Origin of the sequence: Nocardia acidivorans NBRC 108247 (assembly GCF_001625085.1) — a bacterium.
In the GTDB taxonomy this organism is placed as follows: domain Bacteria; phylum Actinomycetota; class Actinomycetes; order Mycobacteriales; family Mycobacteriaceae; genus Nocardia; species Nocardia acidivorans.
The window spans coordinates 49,694-74,113 of sequence record NZ_BDAW01000030.1 but is presented as its reverse complement, the minus strand read 5'-3'; the positions used below and the strand labels follow the sequence as shown (position 1 = coordinate 74,113).

The following is a 24,420-nucleotide window of genomic DNA, read 5'->3' as shown; positions in this document are numbered from 1 at the left end:
ACCCGCGCCCGCCGAGCCGACCGCCGCGGAACCGGTACCGCCGAGCAATACGCCCAGCCCGGTCGAGCCGGTGGCCGCCGAGCCGACTCCGGCCGAACCCACGCCCGCGGAGCCCACCGCGGCCGATCCGGTTCCGATGCCGAGAATCACGGCCAGCAGATCCCCCGGTCCGGCAACGGGATTCACGGGGACGGCGACGGTATGGGGATCGGGGACGCCGACCGCCGGATTCTCACCCGCCCCGGGCGCCGGTTCCAGGTCTATGCCCGGTTGCGCTCCTGCGGGCACCGGCCCGAGCAGCGCTGACCCGGCGACAGCTGCGGTCACTGCCACCAAGCGCAATGCACGACCAATGATCATGCGAGAGCCATCCCCTCATCAATACTGCGCAGTCGGCTTGCTCCAGTACTGCGGAGCGGTACATATGGGCCCGGCCGCCCCGATTGCCGGACCTTTGCGGAACGCGGTCATCGTATCTGTCACCACCTCACCCCGCACAACTCCCGAGCCCGTTAGGGGGCCTTCCAAACCGTACGCCTGACTTCGCCCCGCTGTACCGAATATCAACAAGCGCCCCAGCACAATTGGCCGATCAGTGGGTTATCCCACCCCCGCGACCACCCCACCAGCCCCCGCCGAACCCCCACTTTCCCTATGACAGACAGGGACATTCCAGACCAACCAGACAGCTACCGCTCCGGTACCTCCGCCCAGCCATAACATCACCGACACGGAATGTGTCCCAAAACACAGAGGCCGCCCCGGCGGGTGCTCCGGGACGGCCTATGCGCGTTGCGTATTCGTATCAAAAGGCGACAACTGATTTCGTGCCGCCAGGGGTAACTCGCCGGGGACGGGCGAACTCGCCCGACGCCATACCGCCGGAGGTCAACGCGACCGGTGCCCGGCCTGAGCCGGGCTGAAAGTCGCGGGGCGGCGGTCAGGCTCCGTAGACGGGCTCGGGGGTGGTGGCCTTGGAGAGCAGTTCGCGCACGGCCGGGCCGAGCTCGACGGGCTCCCAGCGCGCGCCCCGATCGATGGAGACGCCGTGCCGCCAGCCATCGGCGACGGTCACCTTGCCCGCCTCGACCTCGAACATCCGGCCGGTGACACCGGCGGAATCGGTGCTGCCCAGCCAAACCACCAGCGGGGAAACGTTTTCCGGGGCCATGGCGTCGAAGCCACCGTCCTCCGGGGCGGCCATGGTCTCGGCGAAGACGGTCTCGGTCATCCGGGTGCGGGCGGCCGGGGCGATGGCGTTCACGGTGATGCCGTAGCGCGCGAACTCCGCGGCGGCGGTGATGGTCAGGCCCGCGATACCGGCCTTGGCGGCCGAGTAGTTGCCCTGTCCGACCGAACCGAGCAGACCCGCACCGGAGCTGGTGTTGATCACCCGGGCCTCGGGCCGACGACCGGCCTTGGACTCGTTGCGCCAGTACTCGGCCGCATGACGCATCGGAGCGAAGTGGCCCTTGAGGTGCACCTTGATGACCGCGTCCCACTCGTCCTCGCCGAGGTTGACCAGCATCCGGTCGCGGACGATACCGGCATTGTTGACCAGGACGTCCAGGCCGCCGAAGGTCTCGATGGCGGTGGCGACCAGGCGGCGCGCACCTTCCCAATCCGAGACGTCGTCACCGTTGACCACGGCTTCGCCACCGGCTGCACGAATCTCCTCGACCACCTTCGCGGCGCCGGAGTCCGGCTTGGGGGTGCCGTCGAGCTCGGCGCCCAGGTCGTTCACCACGACCTTGGCTCCGGCGGCGGCGAAGGCCAGCGCGTGCGCGCGGCCGATGCCCTGACCCGCTCCGGTCACGATGACGACGCGGCCGTCGCAGATCTTGTTGTCGGTCATATCGAATACCTCGCTGATGAGTGAGTGGGGATCAGTGGCCGGTGACGGCGGGGACGTCCGCGGTGGAGGCGGTGAGGAAGGCGGGCTTCTCCCCGCCCCCGTGCACCAGCAGCGCGCTGCCGGTGATGTAGGCGGCCAGCGGGGAGGCCAGGAAGGCGGCGGTGCGGCCGATGTCTTCGGGGGTTGCCATGCGCTGCATGGGAACCGTGCCACTGACCGCGGCGATACCGTCCTCATCGCCGTAGTGCAGATGCGAGGATTCGGTATTGACCAGGCCGCAGATGACCGAGTTCATCCGGACTTTCGGGGCCCACTCCACCGCGAGCGAGGCGACCAGGCTGTCCACCCCCGCTTTCGCCGCGCCGTAAGCGGCGGTGCCCGGCGACGGCCGGTGGCCGGAGACGCTGGAGATCATCACGATCGAACCACCGGTGTCCTGTCGCTGCATGACATCGTTGGCGACCTGCGAGACCAGCAGTGGCGCAAGCAGATTCAGCTGAATGATCTTGGAATGGAAGTTCGGGCTTGCATCGGCCGCCAAGGCGAACGGAGCACCGCCCGCATTGTTGACGACGGTATCGATCCGGCCGTACTTCGCCACGATGGCATCGATCAGTTCGCGCACCGAATCCGGGTCCCGCACATCGCACGGGAGGAAGTCGATACCGCGCCCATTGCTCTCGATCGGGGTATCGGCGGGGCGGCGCGCACAGGCCACGACGGTAGCGCCGGCGTCCAGGAATACCCGGCTGATACCGGCCCCGACTCCACGCACGCCGCCGGTGACCAGGACGACCGAGCCGGAGAGGTTCACTTCGATTGCCACCGTGCTAACCTACCAAGCACTTGCTTGTTTTGCCAACGATGGGACTTGCGATGGGGATCATCCGTCACACCGAAACCGAAGGCGTGGAAGTCGTCACTGTCGACTACCCGCCGGTCAACGCCCTGCCTTCGGACGGCTGGTTCGCTCTTGCCGATGCCGTCCGCGAAGCGGGACGCAACCCCGAGACCAAGGTCGTGGTGTTGCGCGCCGAGGGTCGCGGCTTCAACGCCGGTGTCGATATCAAGGAGATGAACGCCGATACCGGGCATACCGCCCTCATCCGCGCCAACCACGGCTGCTTCGCCGCCTTCGCCGCCATCTACGACTGTGAAGTTCCGGTCGTCACCGCGGTGAACGGCTTCTGCCTCGGCGGCGGCATCGGCCTGGTCGGCAATTCCGATGTCATCATCGCCTCCGACGACGCGACCTTCGGCCTCCCCGAGGTCGACCGCGGCGCGCTCGGTGCGGCCACCCACCTCTCGCGCCTGGTCCCCCAGCATCTGATGCGGACCATGTTCTACACCGCGGGCACGCTCACCGCCCAGCAGCTGCATCACTACGGTTCGGTCTTCAAGGTGGTGCCGCGCGCCGAACTCGACGCCGCCGCAATGGAAGTCGCCAAGAATATCGCCAATAAGGACGGCCGCGTCATTCGCGCCGCCAAGAAGGCTTTGAACGGCATCGACGTACAGGACGTGCACAAGTCCTACCGGTTCGAGCAGGGCTTCACCATGGAGCTCAACCTCGCCGGTGTCGCCGATGAGATCCGCGCGCGGTTCGACGACGACCTGGCCGCCCAGAAGAAGGGGAAGTAAAAGCCATGCGCGACAAGCGAATGAGCCTCGACGAGGTCGTCGGCGAGCTCCGCAGCGGTATGACCATCGGCATCGGCGGCTGGGGTTCCCGCCGCAAGCCGCTGGCCTTCATCCGCGCGATTCTGCGTTCGGACATCAAGGATTTGACGGTCGTCACCTACGGCGGACCGGATCTGGGTCTGCTGTGCTCGGCGGGCAAGGTGCGAAAGGCGTACTACGGCTTCGTATCCCTGGATTCCGCGCCGTTCTACGATCCGTGGTTCGCCAAGGCGCGCACCGGTGGCGAGATCACCGTGCGCGAGATGGATGAGGGCATGGTCAAGTGCGGCCTGCAGGCCGCCGCCGCCCGCCTGCCGTTCCTGCCGATTCGCGCCGGATTGGGTTCGGCCGTAGTCGATTTCTGGGACGGCGAGCTGAAGACGGTGCGGTCGCCGTACACCGATGCGGACGGCCGCAGCGAAACCCTCATCGCCATGCCCGCCCTGAACCTCGATGCCTCGTTCGTGCATCTGGATCTGGGCGATAAGCACGGCAATGCCGCGTACACCGGCGTCGATCCGTACTTCGACGATCTGTACTCCCTGGCCGCCGAGCGCCGCTACCTGTCGGTGGACCGCCTGGTCGAAACCGATGAACTGGTGAAAGCCGTTCCGCAGCAGTCGATCATCCTCAATCGCATGATGGTCGACGGTGTGGTCGAGGCCCCCGGTGGCGCGCACTTCACCTTCTCCGGCAGCTACGGCCGCGATGAGAAGTTCCAGCGGCATTATGTCGAGGCCGCCAAGACGCCCGAATCGTGGGCGGAGTTCAAGGCGACCTACCTGGACGTGTCCGAGGACGAATACCAGGCCGCCGTCCGCGCTTTCGCCGAGGAGCAGAAGTAATGACCGACACCGCAACAATCACTCGGGCCGAGATCTGCGTTGTCGCCGCGGCCGAGATCTTCCGGGGCGCGGGCGAGATCATGGCCAGCCCGATGTCCACCGTCACCACCATCGGCGCGCGGCTGGCGCGGCTCACCTTCGAGCCGGATCTGCTGCTGTCCGACGGGGAGGCGCTGTTCTTCGCCGAGGTTCCGGCCATCGGCGGCAAGGCTCCGATCGAAGGCTGGATTCCGTTCTCGAAGGTTTTCGACGTCGTCGCCTCGGGCCGTCGCCACGTGGTGATGGGCGCGAACCAGATCGACAAGCACGGCAATCAGAACCTCTCGGCCTTCGGTCCGCTACAGCAGCCGACCCGGCAGATGTTCGGTGTGCGCGGCGCGCCCGGCAACACCATCAACCATGCCACCAGCTACTTCGTGCCCAAGCACAATAGGCGGGTGTTCGTGGAGGCCGTCGATATCGTCTCCGGTATCGGTTACGACAAGATCGATCCCGAGAACCCGGCGTACCGCTTCCATCACCTGCACCGCGTGGTGTCGAACCTGGGCGTCTTCGACTTCAACGGCCCGGACCACACCCTGCGCGCGCTGTCGCTGCATCCGGGCGTGAGTGCCGATGAGGTCGCCGAGAACACCTCGTTCGAGATCGCGGGCCTGGCCGAGGCGGGCGAGACCCGGCTGCCCACCGAGGAAGAGCTGCGGATAATCCGAACCGTGCTGGACCCCAAGGGCTTCCGTGATAAGGAAGTGTCGGCATGACCGCCCGGTTGAAGACGCCGCTGACCGAACTGGTCGGCATCGAGCATCCGATCGTGCAGACCGGCATGGGCTGGGTCGCCGGACCGAGCCTGGTCTCGGCCACCGCCAACGCGGGCGGCCTGGGCATTCTGGCCTCGGCCACCATGACCTTCGAAGAACTCGAAGTGGCCATCGCCAAGACCAAATCGCAGACCGATAAGCCGTTCGGCGTGAATATCCGCGCCGACGGCTTCGACGCCGCCGAGCGCTGCGAGTTGATGATCCGCGAGGGCGTGAAGGTCGCCTCGTTCGCGCTCGCGCCCAAGAAGGAACTCATCGCGCGGCTCAAAGACAATGGCGTGGTGGTGGTTCCGTCCATCGGTGCGGCCAAGCACGCGGTGAAGGTGGCCTCCTGGGGCGCCGACGCGGTGATCGTGCAGGGCGGCGAGGGCGGCGGGCACACCGGTTCGGTTGCGACCACGCTGCTGCTGCCGTCGGTGCTCGACGCGGTGGATATCCCGGTGATCGCCGGTGGCGGATTCTTCGACGGTCGTGGTCTGGCCGCCGCACTGTCCTACGGCGCGGCCGGTGTCGCCATGGGCACCCGCTTCCTGCTGACCCAGGAGAGCAGCGTGCCGGATTCGGTGAAACAGGAGTACCTGTCTCGCGGTCTGCAGGACACCGTCGTGTCCACCAAGGTCGACGGTATGCCGCACCGGGTGCTGAACACCGAACTCGTGCGGAAGCTGGAGAACTCCAGCAGCGCTCGCGGTTTCGCCGCCGCGGCGTCCAATGCGCTGAAGTTCAAGGGCATGACCGGCATGAAGTGGACGACCATCGTCAAGGACGGTCTGGCTATGCGCAAGCACAAGGACCTCACCTGGTCCCAGGTGATCATGGCCGCCAATACCCCCATGCTGCTCAAAGCCGGTCTGGTGGAGGGCAATACGCAGGCGGGCGTGCTCGCCTCCGGTCAGGTCGCGGGCATTATCGAGGACCTGCCGACCGTCCGGGAACTGATCGACCGCATCATCGCCGACGCGATCACCCGCATCGACGCCCTGGGCAGCTTCCGCGTCACCGACGCCGAGGCCACCGCTTAACCAATCCCCCATCGGCCCCGCGGCGTTCGCCGCGGGGCTCGCGATCTGCGCGGCCGACACAACCGGTCGCGCACCTCACCGATCCGATCGACCTCGGATCCGTAGCGCGGTGCCCGGCACCGCGCGCACAGGCCGTCCCCGGAACCTCTCGCCCGGGGGCGGCCTGGTTGCTGTACCGCCTCGACGCGAGGAAATGGTGATGCCGGACGGGCACTCTGCTGGGACTATGAGGCGATGGGGAATGTCCTGATTGTCGGTGACCTCCATGGGAACACCGACCATGCGCTGACCGTGCTGCGGGTCGCGGTGCGGCAGGGGTGCCCGAAGGTGTTCGCGGTGGGGGATTTCGGGGCCTGGGAGCATATGCCGTCGGGGCGGCGGTACTTCGACGTGGTGAACAGGGCGGCCAAGCGGGCCGGGGTGACCGTGTATTTCCTGGACGGGAATCACGACAAGTCCTCGCTGCTGGTCGAGAAATACGGGGAGCGGCGGGACGAGGAGGGGTTCCTGGTCTGCCGCAAGTATCTGCGGTACGCGCCGCGCGGGCATCGGTGGGAGTGGGAGGGCACCACGTTCGCGGCCTTCGGCGGGGCACGGTCCACCGATAAGGGCTGGCGGCTGGCCCGGGAGTCGCACCGGGAGGAGCAGGCGGCCACAAGGCGGGCCTACGGGTCGAGCCGGCGGCCGCTCACCGCCGGGACGCTCTGGTTCCCGGAGGAGGAGATGACCGACGACGAGCTGGAAAGCTTGCTCGCACAGCATGATTCGCCGGTGGACGTACTGCTCACACACGATAAGCCGCGAGCCACCCAGCCCCAGTTCAATCGCAAGAACAAGCCGGAGTGCTTCCCGAACCAGGACCGGATTCAGCGCGTGGTCGAGCAGTTGCGGCCCGCCGTGCACTTCCACGGGCATCTGCACTTCCGCTATTCCGAGACGATCGCCGCCGGTCCGGGGCAGTGGACCCGGGTCGAGGGCCTGGCCGCCGATCCCGAGGCGTCGCATCACCCGGCCTATGCCGTCGACCACTCCTGGACGGTCCTGGAACTCCCGCACACCACCGGCTCGGCCCTGGCCGAACCCGCCGCGGGTTAGCCGCGCGGCGAACGGGCATTCGCCCCGGTGCGGGCGTTTCACACATTCACAACCTTGCATACATAGCGATGCGTGCATATGATCGCCTGCGGTCGGGAATGAAGGGAGATCGACGTGGGCGCAGGACACGGGCATGGTCCGGGGGACGGGCACGCACATGGTCACGGGCATACGCACGGTGCCACCGCGGACAGCGATAAGCGCTGGTTGGCGGGCGCGCTCGCGCTGATCGTGGCCTATATGGCGGGCGAGGTCGTGGTCGGCATCGTCTCCGGATCACTGGCGCTGCTCTCGGACGCGGCACATATGCTCACCGACGCGGCGTCGATCGTGCTGGCGCTCTGGGCCATTCGACTCGCCGCGCGACCCGCCGCCGGGCGCATGACCTTCGGCTGGAAGCGCGTGGAGATCCTTTCCGCCATGGCCAATGGCGCGACCCTGCTGGTGCTCGCGGCCTGGTTGACCTTCGAGGCCGTCCGCCGGCTCTTCGATCCGCCGGAGGTCACCGGCGCTCTGGTGTTGACCACCGCGCTCATCGGCGTGGTCGTGAATCTCCTTGCGACGCTGATGATCAGCCGCGCCAATCGCTCCAGCCTGAATGTGGAGGGCGCGTTCCAGCACATTCTCAATGATCTGTACGGCTTCATCGCCACCGCCGTCGCGGGCGCCATCATCATGTTCACCGGCTGGGTGCGGGCCGATGTGATCGCCACCATGATCGTGGTCGTTCTCATGGTGAAGGCCGGAGTCAGCCTGGTTCGGGCATCGAGCCGTATCTTCCTCGAGGCCGCGCCCGAGAACCTCGACCCCACCGTGATCGGTGCGGCCATGGCGGGCCGCGATCACGTGGTGGAAGTCCACGATCTGCACATCTGGGAGATCACCTCCGGCTCGCCCGCGCTCTCGGCGCACGTGCTGGTCGAGCCCGGCTACGACTGCCACGCCGTTCGCGAGGACCTGGCCCACTTCCTGGCCCACGAACACCACATCGACCACGCCACCCTCCAGGTCGATCACGCCCAGCCCGGGGTCCTGGCCCTGGGCCGGGACAAGGAATCGCACTGCGAACAGGCCCACGGCCAAACCCATTCGGCCCTGCGCTGAGCGCCCTTCGGGCACCGCCGGGAAGTGACTTCCGGGCAGGCGGATACTGGCCTGCGTGAACTGTATCGATACTCCGCTGACGGTGGGTTCGCTGTTGACCGCTTGGCAGTGGGATGCCCCGGCCGTCGTCCTCACAGTGCTCGTCGGGGCGGGGTACGGGTGGGCGTGGTTCGCGGCGAAGCGCAAGGGTGCGGACCTTCCCGGTAGCGGACGCGCGATCTGTTTCGGTGTGGTCGGGGTCGGGCTCTGGCTTTACACGGGGGTGGGGGCGCTCGGGGTCTACTCCGACACCCTGTTCTGGGTTCGGGCGCTGCAAACTCTGCTGCTGCTCTATCTGGTGGCCTTCGGGTTGGCGGCGGGGATGCCGTTGACCGTATTGCGCGGGGCGCTCGGGGAGACCGGGCGGGCGCGGATGGATCGAATGCTGAACAGCCGCTTGGTCACCGGGCTGACCTTCCCGCTGGTTCCCTCGGCCGCGATTCTGCTGACGCCGTGGCTGCTGTATTTCTCGCCCTGGTACGAGTCCGTGCTGCGCAACGGCCTGATCGATGCCACGACGCGAATAGCCCTGGTGTGCATCGGGTTTCTGTATTTCTATTCGCGGTTGCAGGCCGATCCGGTGCCGCGCCGGTACTCCCAGGCCGTCTCACTGCTCATCACCGTGATCGAATCGCTGGCGGACGGCATTCTCGGGATCGTGGTGTGGCTCGGGCCGATTCTCGCGGCGGGCTACTACGCGCAGGTGGGCCGCACCTGGGGTCCGAGTCAGCGCATGGATCAGACGGCGGGCGCGGGCATTCTCTGGTTGCTCGGCGATGTGCTCGGAATTCCGTTCGCGCTCATGCTCATGCGCGCCTGGTCCGATGACGAGCGGCGCAAGGCGGCCGAGGTGGATGCCGAGCTCGATGCGGTCGCCGCGCACACCGAAACCGCTGCAATACGGGATGATTCACCCGAATCGGGTGCACGGCGGTCGGAGGTCGCCCCGCAGACCACCGGGCTGTGGTGGGAGAGCGATCCGCAGTTGAGTCAGCGCTTCCGCCGCCGTTGATCTTCGGCCCCGGAACTCCTACTCGCTGCGCGCACCGGTGCGCCCGCGCTACTGTTGGGCGTGAACAGGTTTCGGCACAGTTCGCATACGGTCGGGTCACCCGGTCGTGCCTTTCGCGGCGCCGAACTGGTGCTCTGCGCCGGTGCGGTCGCCCTGACCGCGTTCGCCGCGGTGATTCTGTCGGCCGCGGCCGGGACCGGCGCGACCACGCTGAGCACCCTCGGCATCTTCGCCGCGCTCACCCTGGTGGCGCATCTGGCGGTGCGGCGCTGGGCGCCGAGCGCGGATCCGGTACTGCTGCCGTGCGCGGTGCTGTTGAACGGGCTCGGCCTGGTGCTCATCGACCGGCTCGATCATGAGAATCCGCTGGCCGGAAGTAGCACCCAGGCCAGCGATGCCGCGCACCAATTGATCTGGACCGGAATCGGAATCGGACTTTTCGCACTGATGCTGGCGCTGGTGCGCGATCACACCGCGCCCGCCAAATACGGGTACACCTGCGGGCTCGCCGGGCTGGGCGCACTACTGCTCCCGGCGCTGTTGCCCGCGCAGTACAGCGAGGTCAACGGCGGTAAGAGCTGGATCCTGCTGCACGGCTTCTCGATTCAGCCCGGTGAGTTCGCGAAGGTGCTGCTGCTGATCTTCGTGGCCGCGTTCCTGGTGGCGAATCGGGAACTGTTCACCACGGCCGGACATCGGCTGCTGGGCATGACCTTTCCGCGGCTGCGCGATCTCGCACCGCTGCTGCTGGTGACCGCCATGTCGCTGCTGGTGCTCATGTACGAGAAGAATCTGGGCTTCTCACTCCTGGTGTTCGGCACCGTGCTGGCCATGATCTATATCGCCACCGACCGGGTGTCCTGGCTGATCATCGGCTTCGCCATGTTCGCGGTGGGCGCCACGCTCGCGTACTCGATGTTCCCGCATGTGCGGGTGCGGGTGGAAGTGTGGCAGGACCCGTTCGCCACGTATTACACGACGGGCTACCAGATTTCGCAGGCGCTGTTCGGCATGGCGACCGGCGGCCTGTTGGGTACCGGAATCGGGGCGGGGCGACCGCAGGAGGTGCCGTTCGCCAAGACCGATTTCATCATCTCCACCATCGGTGAGGAGTTGGGGCTGGCCGGATTGACCGCGGTGCTCGCCCTCTTCCTGATCCTCACCCTGCGTGGATTCGTTGCCGCGCTCGCCACCCGGGACGCCTTCGGCAAACTGCTCGGCGGCGGGCTGGCGTTCTCGATCGGCTGGCAGCTGTTCGTGGTGGTGGGCGGGGTGACGAAATTGATTCCGCTGACCGGTCTCACCACGCCGTTCATGTCCTACGGCGGATCGTCACTGCTGGCCAACTATGTGATCGTGGCGTTGCTGATCCGGATCTCGCACGATGCGCGGACCGCGCCACCGGCGCCCGCGCGACCGGCCGCACCGCTGGCCGAGGCACAGACGCAACATGTTTCGCGCCGGTGGCTCGGCAGGGGGCAGTGAACTACTTTCCGGTGGGGTCGTCGTAGGACGAGGTGCCCTCGTCCAGCAGCGGTTCCTCGATCCTGTAGTGCGCGGGCGCGAGCAGGCGCAGCACGTGATAGCCGGTGATCACCACCAGGGTGCCCAGGGCGATACCGCTGAGGGTGAAGGTATCGGTGAACTTCATGCTCACATTGCCGATTCCGATGATCAGACCGGCGGCGGCGGGCACCAGATTGAGCGGGTTGCGCAGATCCACCCGGGCATTGGTCCAGATCTGCGCGCCCAGCAGGCCGATCATGCCGTACAGGATGACCGTGATGCCACCGAGCACACCGCCCGGAATGGCCGCGACCACCGCACCGAATTTCGGGCAGAGGCCGAAGAGCAGCGCGAAACCGGCTGCGGCCCAGTAGGCCGCGGTCGAGTAGACGCGGGTGGCGGCCATGACACCGATATTCTCCGAATAGGTGGTGTTGGGCGGACCGCCGACCGCCGTCGAGAGCATGGAGGCCGCACCGTCCGCGGCGATGGCCGTGCCCAGTTTGCCGTCGAGATTGTCGCCGGTCATCTCACCGACGGCCTTCACATGTCCGGCGTTCTCGGCGACCAGGGCGATCACCACGGGCAGGGCGACCAGTACCGCCGACCATTCGAAGGACGGCGCGTGCAGCTGCGGTAGGCCGATCCAATCGGCGTGCGCGACACCGGAGAGATCCAGTCGCCAGTGATCGGTGACCGCACCGCTGCCGTCGGGGGAGTGAATCTTGCCGAAGACCCGATCCAGCACCCAGGAGAAGGCGTAGCCGACGATGAGGCCGAGGAAAATCGCTATGCGCGACCAGAATCCGCGCAGGGCGACCACCGCGAGCCCGGTGAACAACATGACCAGCAGGGCCGTCCACTGATCCTGCGGCCAATACGTGGCGGCGGTCACCGGCGCGAGATTGAATCCGATGAGCATGACCACCGCACCGGTCACCACCGGCGGCATGGCCGCGTGAATGATTCGCGCACCGAACCGCTGCACCGCCACACCGATCAGGAACAGCACCGCCCCGACCGCCAGGCAGGCCCCGGTAACCGTCGCGCTACTGCCGCCCTGCGCCCGAATCACCGCCGCCACACCGACGAACGAGAGCGAACATCCGAGATAACTCGGCACCCGTCCCTTGGTCGCCAGCAGGAAGATCGCGGTGGCGACGCCCGACATCATGATGGCCAGATTCGGATCCAGCCCCATCAGCACCGGTGCGACGAAACTTGCCCCGAACATGGCCACCACATGCTGCGCACCCAACCCCAGCGTGCGCGGCCAGGTCAGCCGCTCATCCGGCCGCACCACCGCTCCTGGCGCGGGCGTGCGCCCGTCCCCGTGCACCCGCCAGCGGACACCCACATCCATGAACAGCCCGCTTTCTACCTAGGCCGGAAACCAATTCGGGCAAATAGTAATCCGAGCAAACCCCCAGCTCCCCACCCCACATGCCCTATCCGACCCCGTACCCGCGCCGCACAGCCACCGGCAGGGCATACGGGTTGGCGTCCTCGACTCGGTCACGGTCGTGGGCGGCGGGTGTTGATTCGAGCAGGACGCGAAGCGCGTGGGCGATCGCGGGTTCCTCCGTAAGTTCGCGACGTAGGTCCGACACCGACCCGGCCGCAGCCGCCAGCGCTCGCGTATGGGCCCGCGAAATCGCCTGCGCGAGAAGCGGATCCGCCAGCCGGAGGTCGGTGATCCGACCATCGGCGGCCACCTCGATACGCACCCCCTCCCCCACCGCCGTGCCGCGCACCCCCGCGACGGCATCCTGCACACGCCGGGCCATACGTGCGATCTCCTCGAACCGGCCCTCCCCTGACCTGGACATATACCAACGGTAGAACGCGCAAGGACGGTGCGCCCCCTGTCGGTGAACTTCGCACCCCCGCCACTCCGTAGCATTTCCGGGTGCGAATCAGCGTGGCATTGAGTGGGGAACGGCTGGAGCCGCGGCTGGAGGGAAGGTTCGCGGGGGTCGGGCTGCTCCGGGGTGAGTATGTGTTCCGGCGGGCCGGGCGGTATCCGACGGCGGAGTCGGTGGGTGAGTTGCTGGTCCCCTACCTGCGGGAGGTGGTCGATCAGGCTGCGGGGCAACCCGTTTGGTATCGATTCACCGAGGTCACCACCATCGAGGCGAATGTGCTCACGGGGGTGGAAGCGATCCTCGACGACGAGGCGTTTCCGCTGCTGGGGATGCGCGGGATCCGCCGGGCGCAGCGGTTTCCGGAGCACTTCCGGGCCGAGATCGACGGGGTGGCAGCGGTGGGCGGGGCCGGCGTGCTGATGCCGTTCTCACCGATCCGGCGGAGGTCGAGTGGGCGGTCACTGAGATACGCGACCGGGCATCCGGGATTGCGATCGGATCCATGGTCGAAACCCCCTCGGCCCTACTGCAATTGGACCGCATGATCGATGCCGGGGTGCAGCGCGCACTGATCGGCGTGAATGATCTGTCCTCGCTGATCGATGTCCGACTGCGAGCCCCGGGTGTCGCGCCCTCCGGCGGGTTGATGGCGGCAATCACCTTGGCGCGCACGGTGACCGAGCGCCGCGGCGTCGAATTGGCGGTGGCCGGATACCTCTCGCCGGAGTTGATCGACGCCTGCCGGGCGGCGGGCATCGACGAATGCGTGGCGCACTATCACGATCTGCCCCGACTGTTCGGCGCGGAATGGGCGGACCTTCCCGAACTCGAATTGCTCACCGCGACAAAGGCGAAGACGCGCCGCGATATCGCGGCGCGAGCGGCCGTCAAGGCATGACGCGGATCTGCTGCATCATGTCGTGATCGGCGTGGTCGAGGTTGTGGCAGTGCCAGACATAACCGTGGATCTCGGGCGACCCCGAAAATTGTTCCATATCAGCCATTCCCGCGGGCGCGATGGCTTCCGCACCGGACGGGATGGTCAGAGCGGTATCCGGATCGAAGCCGAGATCCTCGACCGAGGGCCAGTGCACCAGCACCCGGGTAATGGTGTCGGTGGGGCATTCGACGGTGTCCTTCCAGCCGACTTCCCAAGGGGGCGGCCCCTCTTGGGGGCCGAGGGCATAGGGGTCGGCGGTGGGAGCCCAGCGTATCCCGAATCTCGGCGGCAGATTCGCCCACCAATAGGCGGCGGTCAGAATGGGCTGGCGGCCGATCACGCGCAGCCGGGCCAGATGCAGGTGGATGGGATGGTCGAAAGGGGTGGTATTCACGATGTCCCACTGTTCGACCGTGCCCGCCCGCGCCATATCGATATCGCTGCTCAGAAACGCCAAATTATTGAGCGACATCATGGTTGGGAAGACCGCGGCCGAGCGCGAATCGTCATTGAGTCCGATGAGCGTCATGGTCCGCACCGATTCGGGCGGCCCCAGCGGGGGTAGCGGGTCGGGCAGGCCGGGTCCGCCGCGCAACCGGGGCGGAACACCGGCGGGCGGCCCGTCACCGGCGACCGTGAAGCGCATGATGGGGCGCAATTCCGGCACCATGAACACCGTATTGCCCAGATCGTTTCGGGCGGTATTGACCAGATCGATGGTCGTGCCGTCCGCGAACGAGCTGAAGTCGACCAGCAGGTCGGCCCGCTCGCCCGGGCTGACCCGGATCGACGGGGTGAGCACCGGCGCGTCGAGCAACCCGAGATCGGTTCCGATTGCCCAGCAGGGCATTCCATTGGAGAACTCGAAGATGTACGGCCGCGAATTGGATCCGTTGAGCACCCGGAACCGGTACAGCGTCCGCCGCACCCGAAGCCGCGGCCACGCCACGGCATTCACGCACGCCACATCGCCGACCTGCCCGGATTGGTTGTAGCCCTGCGGAATATAGGTCCCGACCATGGGTTGCAGACTGCCGTCGGCATTGAAGGTCCGATCCTGCACGATGAGCGGTATCTCGAACTCCCCGCTGGGCAACCCGATCGGATTGTGGTCCCGCCCCGTATCGAATTCGTCGCGCAGGTAATACATTCCGGCCAGCCCGGCCTGAATGTTCAACCGCGTGATTCCCATCGCATGGTCGTGATACCAGAGTGTCGCGGCCTCCTGCCGATTCGAATACGTGAAACTCGGCCCGCCGCCATTGCGCCACCCGATGAGCGGATGCCCGTCGTCATCGGGGGCGTTCGCCCCGCCGTGCAGATGCACGGTGAAGCGCGGATCGGTGCGATCGAGTTCGGTCACCCCGTGCATGGTCAGATCCACATGCGGGGCCAGCACGTGCGTGCCGAGTTGATTGCGAAAGGCGATGCGCGCCACCCGATCCCGATGCGCCTCCAGATTCGGCCCGAGAACATCCTGTCCGAATCCCCAGCTGCGCGTCTCCGGTAGATCCCGGTGATAGCGGTGCACCCCCGAAATGGCGGCCAATTCCCCTGCCGCCGCTCGCGTTTCGGGTATCGGCAATTCGTCCACATACGGCTCTAGCGCGGGTGAGTGATAGTTCAGCGGGGTAATGGGCGGCGCGGGAATCGGCGGAATGGGAATCGGCGGTGGCGGCAGCGGTGCGGGATCCGCGTGCGCGAGGCCCGCCATGCCGAGTCCCACCCCGAGGGCTCCCAGTAGGAACCCTCTCCTCGGCAGGTGTTCGCCCATATCTCGTCGATTCGCCCGTCCGGCCACATCGCCTGGTTTGTCCTTTCTTCGACTATCCCACTTTCGCGGAAACGCCGGAGGCCGCACACCGAAAAAAGGTGCGCGACCTCGGGAACCAACGGAGCGAACTCAGCCCAGGCGCTCGATAATGGTGACATTGGCGGTGCCGCCACCCTCGCAGATGGTGAGCATGCCGTAGCGCCCGTTCACCCGCTCCAGCTCATTGAGCAGCGAGGCGAACAGCTTGGCCCCGGTCGCGCCGAGCGGATGGCCCAGCGCGATCGCGCCGCCGTTCACATTGACCTTCTCCGGATTCGCGCCGGTCTCCTTCAGCCAGGCCAGCACGACCGAGGCGAAGGCCTCGTTGATCTCGATGACATCCATATCGTCGATGGTCAGCCCGGTCTTCTCCAGCGCCCACCTGGTGGCCGGAATCGGCGCGGTGAGCATGTAGATCGGATCCGCGCCGCGCGCGCTCACGTGATGGATGCGGGCACGCGGGGTGAGCCCGTACTCCCGCACCGCCCAATCCGAGGCCAGCAGGGTGGCCGAGGCGCCGTCGGAGATCTGGCTGGCGAGCGCGGCGGTGATGCGGCTGCCTTCGGCGAGCGGCTGCAGTCCGGCCATCTTCTCCAGGCTGGTCTCGCGCGGTCCCTGATCGATCCAGAAGTCGCCGACCGGCACGATCTCGCGATCGAACTTGCCCTCGGCGATGGCCTTGCGCGCGCGATCGTGGCTGCGCAGCGCCCACTCCTCCATATCGCGGCGGGAGATATCCCACTTCTCGGCGATCATGGTGGCCGAATTGAACTGCGACACTTCACCGGTGCCGTAGCGGTGATCCCAGCCCTGCGAACCGACGAACGGCGCCTCGAACCCGTACTCCTTGCCCGCGAGCATGGCGGCCGAGATCGGAATGGCGCTCATATTCTGCAGACCACCGGCCACGATCACCTCGGAGGTGCCGGACATGATGGCCTGGGCGCCGAAGGTGATGGCCTGCTGCGAGGACCCGCACTGCCGGTCCACGGTCACACCGGGCACCGACTCCGGGTAGCCCGCCGCCAGCCACGCGGTGCGGGCGACGTTTCCGGACTGCGGGCCGATGGTGTCGCAGCAGCCGAACACGACATCGTCGACGACCACCGGGTCGATCTTGTTGCGGCCCATCAGCCCGCGCAGCGCGGCCGCGCCCAGATCGGCCGGGTGTACGGCGGCGAGCGCACCGCCGCGCTTGCCGACCGGGGTGCGCACGGCGTCGATCACATACGCCTCCCGCATCGGGGAGTACTGGCGGCGGGACGGTGCTGACATGATCTGCTCCTACTGCTGACTGCGGGCTGTGCTGTATGGACTATCTGGCGTCGGGGCTGGTGAGGCCGTCGAGCACGATGGTCAGGTACTGCTTGGCGAGGCTGTCGACGGTGATCCGGCCGCCCGGCTGATACCAGCGCACCGACACCCAGACGGTGTCGCGCAGGAACCGGTACGCCAGTTCGATATCCATTTCGGGGCGGAAACTGCCGTCTTGCACACCATTGGTGAGCACCCGATGCCAGAGTTCGCGGAATTCGCGGTTGTACTCGTCGATATAGCCGAATCGTGGTGTGCCGCTGAGGCGTTTGGCCTCGGCCTGGTAGATGGCGACGGCCGCGTGCCACTGGTCGAAGGACTCGTAGGAGGCGATCACCAGGGCTTCGAGGGTGTCGCGGGCGCTCAGGCCGGAGCCGACGATTTCGCGGTAGCGGCTGAAGAGGTCGTCGAGGAAACCCCGCAGAATTTCGTCCACCATCGCTTCTTTGGAATCGAAGTGGTGGTAGAGACTCCCGGATAGAATGCCCGCGGCGTCGGCGATATCGCGAACCGTGGTGGCGCGCAGTCCTCGTTCGGCGAAGAGGTTGGCGGCCAAGCCGAGCAGCTCGCTACGACGCGCAGACTTGGAAGGCTCCGGGGGTGTGGTCACGTAGCCCAATATACAACCAAGCATTTGCTTGGTCGAGGGGGGTGAGAACAACTCTCGCAACTCTCAGGGGCCTCCGCCCCCGAACCCCCGACAACTCTCGGGGCTTCGGCGCTTCGCCCGAGCCTCCGAAGCTATCGGACCGAGTACCTGAGTGGCGAGGAAACGGACAGGTCGGCCAGTAATCGGTCGCAGATGACTATCGGGGAGATTCCGGCTCTGGCCATGCGGGCCACGAGGGCCAATCTTCGTTCGGGGCTGTCCCATTCGACGGTGAGGGGTTCCCGGCCCGGTCCGGCGTCCACGGTCGCCATGACGCGGGGCGGTTCGCCGTCGTAACCGGGTTCCTCGACGATCTTCAGGACCATGCCGCGCTGCCAGGCGCGATAGGTCTCCATATCCGCGCCCTCCACCAATTTGTCGGTGGCGGCGCACAATCCCTTGGCGATGCCGTCTGCGAAGGTGGTGCGGTCGTAGTGCACGCGCCCGCAGGTTCGCACCACTTCCAGCAGATCGGCGCGCACTTCACGGAGTAACTCGGTCTGTTTTCGCCGGCGCTGTTCGGCCTCGGACGGCGGATGCCAGGATTCGCGGACCAGTCCGATCCGCCTGGCTCGATCGCGATCGCGAATCAGATCGTGGCGCAGGGCCGCGCGCGGATCGCGCAGGACTTCGCCCTCGTCGACCGCGTGCTGTTCGAGTATCTGCGCCGCGCGCGCGGCGGTGGCGCGTTCGGAATCGTGTTCGAGTAATTCCGCGCCCAGGGTGAGCGCGGCCAAAACGACATTGTCGAGTCTTCGGCGCGCGAGCACGACCTCGCGGACCAACTCGAGTTCCAACTCGGAACGGGGTTCTTGCGTGGCTGCTTGTTGTCGGCGATCCGGACCCATGGGTCGCGCCCTTCGACTATGCGGAACCGGCCTAAACCAGGATTGCACAACGACACCATCGGCGCGCCAACCATTTCGCGCCGCCGATAAATCAGGCAGCGTTCAGGGCTGAGAAAACGCACCGCCAAACCCTCGCGGCGGATGGCGGTGCGAAATACCGCAACCGGGTGACACGGCTTTCCACATCACCCGTATATCCGAATTCGGTTGTGTTGAACCGAAATCGGTGAAATTACGTCAAATCAGGCGCGCTGACTCGAAATGGAGACCACCTCGCCGGTGAGGTAGGTGGTGTAATCGCTCGCCAGCATGGCGATGGTGGCGGCCACCTCCCACGGTTCGGCGGCGCGACCGAAGGCCTCGCCCGCGGCCAGGCGATCGAGCAGATCGCCCGAGGTGACCTTGTCCAGGAAGGCGTGCCGGGCGATGGACGGCGCGACGGCGTTGATGCGCACGCCGTATTCGGCGGCTTCGACGGCCGAGCAGCGGGTCAGCGCCATGACACCGGCCTTGGCGGCGGCGTAGTGCGCCTGCCCGTGCTGGGCGCGCCAGCCGAGCACGCTGGCATTGTTCACGATGACGCCGCCGTGGCCCGCCTCGCGGAAGTACTCGAGCACCGCGCGGGTAGCGCGGAAGGTGCCGTTCAGGGTGATGTCGATGACCTTGTCCCACTGCTCGTCGGTCATATCCACGACGGGGGTCTCTCCGCCCAAACCGGCATTGTTGACCATGATGTCGATGCGGCCGAGCGCGGCGACGGATTCGGTGATGAGCTGGTTCACCTGCTGGGTGGAGCTGACATCGCAAGGCACGGAAGCGATTCGGCGGTCCGGGAATTCGGTGTGCAGCGCCTCGGCGGTTTCCCCGAGGCGACGCTCGTGCCAGTCGGAGACCACGACATCCGCGCCCTCGGACAGCAGACGGCGCGCGGTGGCGGAACCGATTCCGGTACCGGCGGCGGCGGTCACCACGGCGACCTTGCCCGCGAGCAGATTGTGGCCGGGGGTGATTTCGGGGGCGGTGGACAAGTCGACGGCGCCCACTGGCCGTTCGCTTCGCTCACTCATGGACGAGCCTCTCGAGGAAGTCCGAGCACCCGCTCGGAGATGATATTGCGCTGTACCTCGTTCGAACCGCCGTAAATGGTGTCCGCGCGAGTGAAGAGGAAGAGTCGCTGCCAGGCATTGAGGTCATCGCCGGGAGCATCGGCGATGAGGCCGGGCGCACCGAGTACGTCCATGGCCAGTTCGCCGAGATCGCGATGCCAATTGGCCCACAGCAGTTTGGTGACCGACGCCGAACCGGCCGCGGTGCGGGCGTCGACGGTGGCGCCGTCGTGACCGGACTCCAGGGTGCGCAGCACGTGTGCGCGCAGTACGCGCAGTCCAACCCACGCCTTGTCGAAACGGTCTGCGACAACGGCGTTTTCGAGGGTCCCGTTCTTGCGGGCGACATCCTCGAGGTCGGCGAGCTCGCGGGCGTAGCGGATCTGCTGACCCACCGTGGAGATGCCGCGCTCGAAGGTGAGCGTGCCCATGGCGACCTTCCAGCCGTCGCCGGGCGCGCCGACCACCAGATCGGCGGCGGTGCGGGCATTGTCGAAGTAGACCTCGTTGAACTCCGCGGTCCCGGTGAGCTGGATGATCGGCCGCACCTCGACACCGGGCTGATTCATCGGCACCAGCAGATAGGACAGACCGTGGTGACGGCTCGAGCCCTTCTCGGTGCGCGCGACCACGAAGCACCAGTCGGCCAGGTGCGCGAGCGAGGTCCACACCTTCTGTCCGGTGATCGACCATTCGTCGCCGTCCAGATACGCCGAGGTGCTGACCGCGGCCAGGTCCGAGCCCGCGCCGGGTTCGGAGTAGCCCTGGCACCAGAGTTCGGTGACATTGCGGATACCGGGCAGGAAGCGGCGCTTCTGCTCCTCGGTGCCGAAGGCCAGCACGGTCGGGCCGAGCAGTTCCTCGCCGAGGTGCGAAACCCGGCTGGGCGCATCGGCCTTGGCGTACTCCTCGTGGAAGATGACCTGCTGCGCGAGGGTGGCATCGCGGCCGCCCCACTCCTTGGGCCAGCCCAGGCAGGTGAGACCCGCGGCGGCGAGCGCGCGATCCCATTCGAGGCGTTCCTCGAAGGCTTCGTGCTCGCGTCCGGGACCACCCAGACCGCGCAGTTCACGGAACTGTCCGTTCAGGGCTTGGGCCAGCCAATCCCGCACCTCAGCACGAAATTCCTCGTCTTGCCTGCTGGTCGTCCCGCTGGCCGGTTCGGGGGTCTGGATCATGCTCACCCCCGTAGAGTAACCTACCAAGCACTTGCTTTGTTAGACCCATTCCCGGACGCTCGGAGACCCTGTGACATCCCCACCGCAGACCACTCCGCTCGCACTGCACCACGCCGCGAGCGTCTTCGGTTCCGCACCCGCCGTCTCCGACGGTGCCGTGCGATTGAGCTGGGCACAACTGCTCGACTCGGTCCGCGAGACCGCCCGTGTGCTCATCGCCCGCGGTGTGCGACGCGGCGACAAGATCGGCATCTGGGCTCCGAACACCCACCACTGGGTGACCGCGGTACTGGCCACCCACTATGTGGGTGCGGTCATCGTCCCGTTGAACACCCGATACGTGGCCGATGAGGCCGCCGACGTGCTGGGCCGGGTGGAGGCCAAGGCGCTGTTCGTCGTCGGCACCTTCCTGGGCCGCGACCGGCTCGCCGAACTGCGCGCGGACACACCGGAATTGGCGATCGAGACCGTCATCGTGATTCCCGCCGAGCGGGAAGAGGATGTCGAGAACGCCATCGCCTGGTCCGAACTGCCGAAGCTGGCCGAGGCCGTCAGCCTCGACGATGTCATCGCGCGCGCGGAATCCATTCGGGCCGAGGATCTTTCGGATATCCTGTTCACCTCCGGCACCACCGGCCGCAGCAAGGGTGTGCTCATCTCACACGGCAAGGCGCTCACCAGCGCCCGCGCCTGGGCCGACTGCGCCACCCTGAACAGTGCCGACCGCTACCTCGTGGTGCCGCCGTTCTTCCACAGCTTCGGTTACAAGGCGGGCATTCTCGCGTGCCTGGTCACCGGCGCGAATATCCTGCCGCAGGCCACTTTCGACGTGCCCGAGACCATGCGATTGATCCAGGATGAGCGGATCACCGTGCTGACCGGTCCGCCGACCATCTTTCAGACCATTCTCGAGCATCCGGCGCGCGCCTCGGCCGACCTGTCCTCACTGCGCGTCGCGGTCACCGGCGCGGCCACCGTGCCGGTCGTGCTCATCGAGCGCATGCGCGATGAACTGCGCTTCGATGTGGTGCTCACCGCGTACGGGCAGACCGAATCCGGCGGCTTCGGCCTCATGTGCCGCCCCGAGGATTCGGCAGAGACCATCGCCAATACCTGCGGCCGGGCCATCGACGGCTTCGAGGTCAAGCTGGCCGACAATGGCGAACTGCTGCTGCGCGGTTCGCAGATCATGGTGGGCTACCTCGATGACGCGCAGGCCACCACCGACACCATCGACCAGGACGGCTGGCTGCACACCGGCGATGTCGCGGTGATCGATGACCGCGGGTACGTGAAGATCACCGACCGGCTCAAGGACATGTACATCTCGGGCGGCTTCAATGTGTATCCCGCCGAGGTGGAACAGGCCATGGCGCGACTGGACGGCGTCGCCGAGACCGCGGTCATCGGCGTACCGGACGAGCGCCTGGGCGAGGTCGGCAAGGTGTACGTGGTGCGCCGCCCCGGCGCGACCCTCACCGCCGAAGACGTACTGGCGCATGCCAAGACGCTGCTCGCCAATTTCAAGGTTCCGCGGTTCGTCGAGTTCCGCGATCAGTTGCCCTACAGCGCCGCGGGCAAGGTTCTCAAGCGGCAACTACGTGAGGAGAAGGAATGACCGGTCAAGCGCGGAGGCGGCAGCGCAGCGTAACCACGGAGCGCTCCGGTCATTCCGGAAAGGATGCGGCGTGAGCGCGCACGACAGGGCGGATCCGGGACCGATTCCCGATGAGGGCGATGTCGTCCTCTATGAGAAGCGGGGACCGGTCGCGGTCCTCACGCTGAACCGGCCGGACTATCGCAATGCGCAGAACTCGGTCATGACCTACGCCCTCGATGCCGCCTTCGTGCGCGCGGTCGAGGATGCCGAGGTCAAGGTGATCGTCTTGGCCGGCGCCGGAAAGCATTTCAGCGCGGGGCACGATATCGGCACACCCGGGCGCGACCATCACATCAAGTACGAGAACCAGGCCGCGCTGTGGTGGGACCACACCGATCGGGCGGGCGGGGATCAGCGGTTCGCCCGCGAGACCGAGGTCTACCTGAACATGTGCCGGCGCTGGCGGGAGATCCCCAAGCCGACCATCGCCATGGTGCAGGGCGCGTGCATCGCGGGCGCTTTGATGCTGGCCTGGTCGTGCGACATGATCGTCGCCTCCGAAGACGCCTTCTTCTCCGATCCCGTTGTCCGCATGGGCATTCCGGGTGTCGAGTACTTCGCCCATCCGTGGGTGCTGGGCCCGCGCCGCGCCAAGGAGATCCTCTTCACCGGCGACCGCTTCACCGCCGCACAGGCTTACGAGTGGGGCATGGTGAATCGCGTTGTGGAGCGCGAGAATCTGGAGACCGAGACCTTCGCGCTGGCCGAGAAGATCGCCACCATGCCGCAGTTCGGATTGGCGCTGACCAAGAAGGCCGTCAACCAGTGCGAGGACCTCATGGGTATGCGCGCGGGGATGGATTCGGTATTCGGGCTGCACCATTTCGCGCACGCGCACAATGCCGAGGTCGGCGCGGACTCGCTCGGCGGTATGAACGCCAAGTCCATGAAGGCGACCGCCACCACCACAGACGCTGCAGAGCAGAACGGGGCGAAGTAAGTGGATCTCGAATTCGACGCCAAGACAGAGGAATTCCGCCGCGAGGTCCGCGAATTCCTGGCGGCCAACGTCCCGGCGACCCCGCTGCCGTCGATGGACACCAAGGAGGGCTTCGAGGCGCATCGGGCGTGGGAGGCCACGCTGGCCGAGGCCCGGCTGTCCTGCGTCGCCTGGCCCGCCGAGTACGGCGGCCGCGATGCCTCGATGATCGAATGGGTCATCTTCGAGGAGGAGTACTACGCCGCGGGCGCGCCCGGCCGCGTCTCGCAGAACGGCATCTTCCTGCTCGCACCGACGCTCTTCGAGCACGGTTCGCCCGAGCAGCTGGCCCGCATCATGCCGAGAATGGCGCGCGCGGACGATATCTGGGCGCAGGCGTGGTCCGAACCGGAGGCCGGAAGCGATCTGGCCGGTATCCGCTCCACCGCCAAGCGCACCGAGGGCGGCTGGCTGCTCAACGGTCAGAAGACCTGGAGTTCGCGTGCCTCCTACGCGGATTGGGGCTTCGGCCTGTTCCGCAGCGATCCGGAAGCTCAGCGGCACAAGGGACTCACCTACCTGATGTTCCCGCTCACCGCGGAAGGCATTACGGTGCGGCCGATTCCGCAGCTGGACGGCGAGCCCGGCTTCGCGGAGATCTTCCTCGACAATGTGTTCGTCCCGGACGCCGATGTGATCGGCGAGGCCAATAACGGCTGGAAGGTCGCCATGGCGACCTCGAGCAATGAGCGCGGACTGTCGCTGCGCTCGCCCGGCCGGTTCAATGCCACCGCCGACAAGCTCATCGGGCTGTGGAAAAACGCTGCGGCCGAGACCGATACCGCGGTGCGCGACCGCGTGGTCGACGCGTGGGTGGGCGCCGAGGCATATCGCCTGAACACCTGGGCCACCGTCACCCGGCTCGCCGACGGCGGTCAACTGGGCGCGGAATCCTCGGTGAACAAGGTGTTCTGGTCCGATCTGGATATCGCCATGCACGAGACCGCACTGGATCTGCACGGCGCGGCGGCCGAACAGGAATCGGCCTGGACCGACGGTTACCTGTTCGCGCTGGCGGGTCCGATCTACGCGGGTACCAATGAGATCCAGCGCAATATCATCGCCGAACGCCTGCTCGGGCTGCCGCGCTAG

23 protein-coding genes and 1 pseudogene are annotated in these 24,420 nt (G+C 66.7%); 13 read left to right on the top strand and 11 right to left on the bottom strand.

Annotated features, from left to right (window positions below; all coding sequences use genetic code 11):
* The 3 genes and pseudogenes from NA10_RS17905 to NA10_RS17895 form a co-directional block, all read right to left on the bottom strand.
* Window positions 1–327 (bottom strand): annotated as a pseudogene (locus NA10_RS17905) (hypothetical protein); the annotation flags it as partial.
* Between the two features lie 613 nt (window positions 328–940).
* The gene (locus NA10_RS17900) at window positions 941–1,855 is read right to left on the bottom strand and encodes an SDR family oxidoreductase (RefSeq protein WP_067569270.1); all 915 of its coding nucleotides are present in this window, start codon (window positions 1,853–1,855) and stop codon (window positions 941–943) included.
* A 31-nt stretch (window positions 1,856–1,886) separates the two neighbouring features.
* Window positions 1,887–2,675, bottom strand: a complete 789-nt coding sequence (locus NA10_RS17895; protein ID WP_067569278.1) for an SDR family oxidoreductase — start codon at window positions 2,673–2,675, stop codon at window positions 1,887–1,889.
* Between the two features lie 56 nt (window positions 2,676–2,731).
* On the opposite strand from NA10_RS17895, the gene NA10_RS17890 reads away from it, so the two are divergent.
* From NA10_RS17890 to NA10_RS17855, 8 genes are all read left to right on the top strand, one after another.
* The gene (locus NA10_RS17890) at window positions 2,732–3,496 is read left to right on the top strand and encodes an enoyl-CoA hydratase family protein (protein WP_067569267.1); all 765 of its coding nucleotides are present in this window, start codon (window positions 2,732–2,734) and stop codon (window positions 3,494–3,496) included.
* Between the two features lie 5 nt (window positions 3,497–3,501).
* On the top strand, window positions 3,502–4,380 hold the full coding sequence (locus NA10_RS17885; RefSeq protein ID WP_067569264.1) for a CoA transferase subunit A: 879 nt from the start codon (window positions 3,502–3,504) through the stop codon (window positions 4,378–4,380).
* Window positions 4,380–5,138: a CoA-transferase subunit beta gene (locus tag NA10_RS17880; protein ID WP_067569261.1), complete on the top strand. Its 759-nt coding sequence runs from the start codon at window positions 4,380–4,382 to the stop codon at window positions 5,136–5,138. The genes NA10_RS17885 and NA10_RS17880 overlap by 1 nt, the downstream gene beginning before the upstream one ends.
* Window positions 5,135–6,220: an NAD(P)H-dependent flavin oxidoreductase gene (locus NA10_RS17875; RefSeq protein WP_067569258.1), complete on the top strand. Its 1,086-nt coding sequence runs from the start codon at window positions 5,135–5,137 to the stop codon at window positions 6,218–6,220. Before NA10_RS17880 ends, NA10_RS17875 begins: the two co-directional genes overlap by 4 nt.
* A 234-nt stretch (window positions 6,221–6,454) precedes the next feature.
* A complete protein-coding gene (locus NA10_RS17870; protein ID WP_067569255.1) occupies window positions 6,455–7,315 on the top strand; it encodes a metallophosphoesterase family protein in 861 nt (286 codons plus the stop codon).
* A gap of 114 nt (window positions 7,316–7,429) precedes the next feature.
* Entirely contained in the window at window positions 7,430–8,419 is a 990-nt protein-coding gene (locus tag NA10_RS17865) for a cation diffusion facilitator family transporter (RefSeq protein WP_067569252.1), read from the top strand.
* A gap of 55 nt (window positions 8,420–8,474) precedes the next feature.
* Window positions 8,475–9,470, top strand: a complete 996-nt coding sequence (locus tag NA10_RS17860) for a cytochrome c oxidase assembly protein (protein WP_067569249.1) — start codon at window positions 8,475–8,477, stop codon at window positions 9,468–9,470.
* 54 nt (window positions 9,471–9,524) lie between these two features.
* A complete protein-coding gene (locus NA10_RS17855; protein WP_373862389.1) occupies window positions 9,525–10,955 on the top strand; it encodes an FtsW/RodA/SpoVE family cell cycle protein in 1,431 nt (476 codons plus the stop codon).
* Between the two features lies 1 nt (window position 10,956).
* Here the strand turns inward: NA10_RS17855 and NA10_RS17850 are convergent, their stop codons facing one another.
* Window positions 10,957–12,339, bottom strand: coding sequence for a uracil-xanthine permease family protein (locus NA10_RS17850; RefSeq protein ID WP_067569245.1), 1,383 nt, complete (start codon window positions 12,337–12,339; stop codon window positions 10,957–10,959).
* A gap of 85 nt (window positions 12,340–12,424) precedes the next feature.
* Window positions 12,425–12,805, bottom strand: coding sequence for a hypothetical protein (locus tag NA10_RS17845; RefSeq protein WP_157556591.1), 381 nt, complete (start codon window positions 12,803–12,805; stop codon window positions 12,425–12,427).
* Window positions 12,806–12,885: 80 nt separating this feature from the next.
* Between NA10_RS17845 and NA10_RS17840 the strand changes: the two genes are divergently transcribed.
* Entirely contained in the window at window positions 12,886–13,386 is a 501-nt protein-coding gene (locus tag NA10_RS17840; RefSeq protein WP_067569239.1) for a putative PEP-binding protein, read from the top strand.
* Entirely contained in the window at window positions 13,344–13,739 is a 396-nt protein-coding gene (locus NA10_RS17835; protein ID WP_157556590.1) for a hypothetical protein, read from the top strand. Before NA10_RS17840 ends, NA10_RS17835 begins: the two co-directional genes overlap by 43 nt.
* Here the strand turns inward: NA10_RS17835 and NA10_RS17830 are convergent.
* From NA10_RS17830 to NA10_RS17805, 6 genes are all read right to left on the bottom strand, one after another.
* Window positions 13,729–15,555: a multicopper oxidase family protein gene (locus NA10_RS17830; protein ID WP_067569233.1), complete on the bottom strand. Its 1,827-nt coding sequence runs from the start codon at window positions 15,553–15,555 to the stop codon at window positions 13,729–13,731. The two genes, NA10_RS17835 and NA10_RS17830, sit on opposite strands and share 11 nt — an antisense overlap.
* A 129-nt stretch (window positions 15,556–15,684) precedes the next feature.
* Window positions 15,685–16,836, bottom strand: a complete 1,152-nt coding sequence (locus tag NA10_RS17825; RefSeq protein WP_067569230.1) for an acetyl-CoA C-acetyltransferase — start codon at window positions 16,834–16,836, stop codon at window positions 15,685–15,687.
* A 73-nt stretch (window positions 16,837–16,909) separates the two neighbouring features.
* Window positions 16,910–17,518 carry a TetR/AcrR family transcriptional regulator gene (locus NA10_RS17820; protein ID WP_373862388.1) on the bottom strand — a complete coding sequence of 203 codons (609 nt, stop codon included), beginning with the start codon at window positions 17,516–17,518 and terminating at the stop codon, window positions 16,910–16,912.
* A gap of 131 nt (window positions 17,519–17,649) precedes the next feature.
* Window positions 17,650–18,354 carry a hypothetical protein gene (locus tag NA10_RS17815; protein WP_245677582.1) on the bottom strand — a complete coding sequence of 235 codons (705 nt, stop codon included), beginning with the start codon at window positions 18,352–18,354 and terminating at the stop codon, window positions 17,650–17,652.
* A gap of 293 nt (window positions 18,355–18,647) precedes the next feature.
* Window positions 18,648–19,472 (bottom strand): SDR family oxidoreductase, encoded by an 825-nt coding sequence (locus NA10_RS17810; RefSeq protein WP_067569221.1) that lies wholly within the window; start codon window positions 19,470–19,472, stop codon window positions 18,648–18,650.
* Complete coding sequence (locus tag NA10_RS17805; protein ID WP_067569218.1) at window positions 19,469–20,689, bottom strand: acyl-CoA dehydrogenase family protein; 1,221 nt, start codon at window positions 20,687–20,689, stop codon at window positions 19,469–19,471. Before NA10_RS17805 ends, NA10_RS17810 begins: the two co-directional genes overlap by 4 nt.
* 70 nt (window positions 20,690–20,759) lie before the next feature.
* Here NA10_RS17805 and NA10_RS17800 point away from each other — a divergent pair, with 70 nt between their 5' ends.
* The 3 genes from NA10_RS17800 (at window position 20,760) to NA10_RS17790 (ending at window position 24,420) form a co-directional block, all read left to right on the top strand.
* Complete coding sequence (locus tag NA10_RS17800) at window positions 20,760–22,307, top strand: FadD3 family acyl-CoA ligase (RefSeq protein WP_067569215.1); 1,548 nt, start codon at window positions 20,760–20,762, stop codon at window positions 22,305–22,307.
* Between the two features lie 70 nt (window positions 22,308–22,377).
* A complete protein-coding gene (locus NA10_RS17795; protein ID WP_067569212.1) occupies window positions 22,378–23,289 on the top strand; it encodes an enoyl-CoA hydratase in 912 nt (303 codons plus the stop codon).
* Window positions 23,290–24,420: an acyl-CoA dehydrogenase family protein gene (locus NA10_RS17790; protein WP_067569209.1), complete on the top strand. Its 1,131-nt coding sequence runs from the start codon at window positions 23,290–23,292 to the stop codon at window positions 24,418–24,420. It begins immediately after the preceding gene.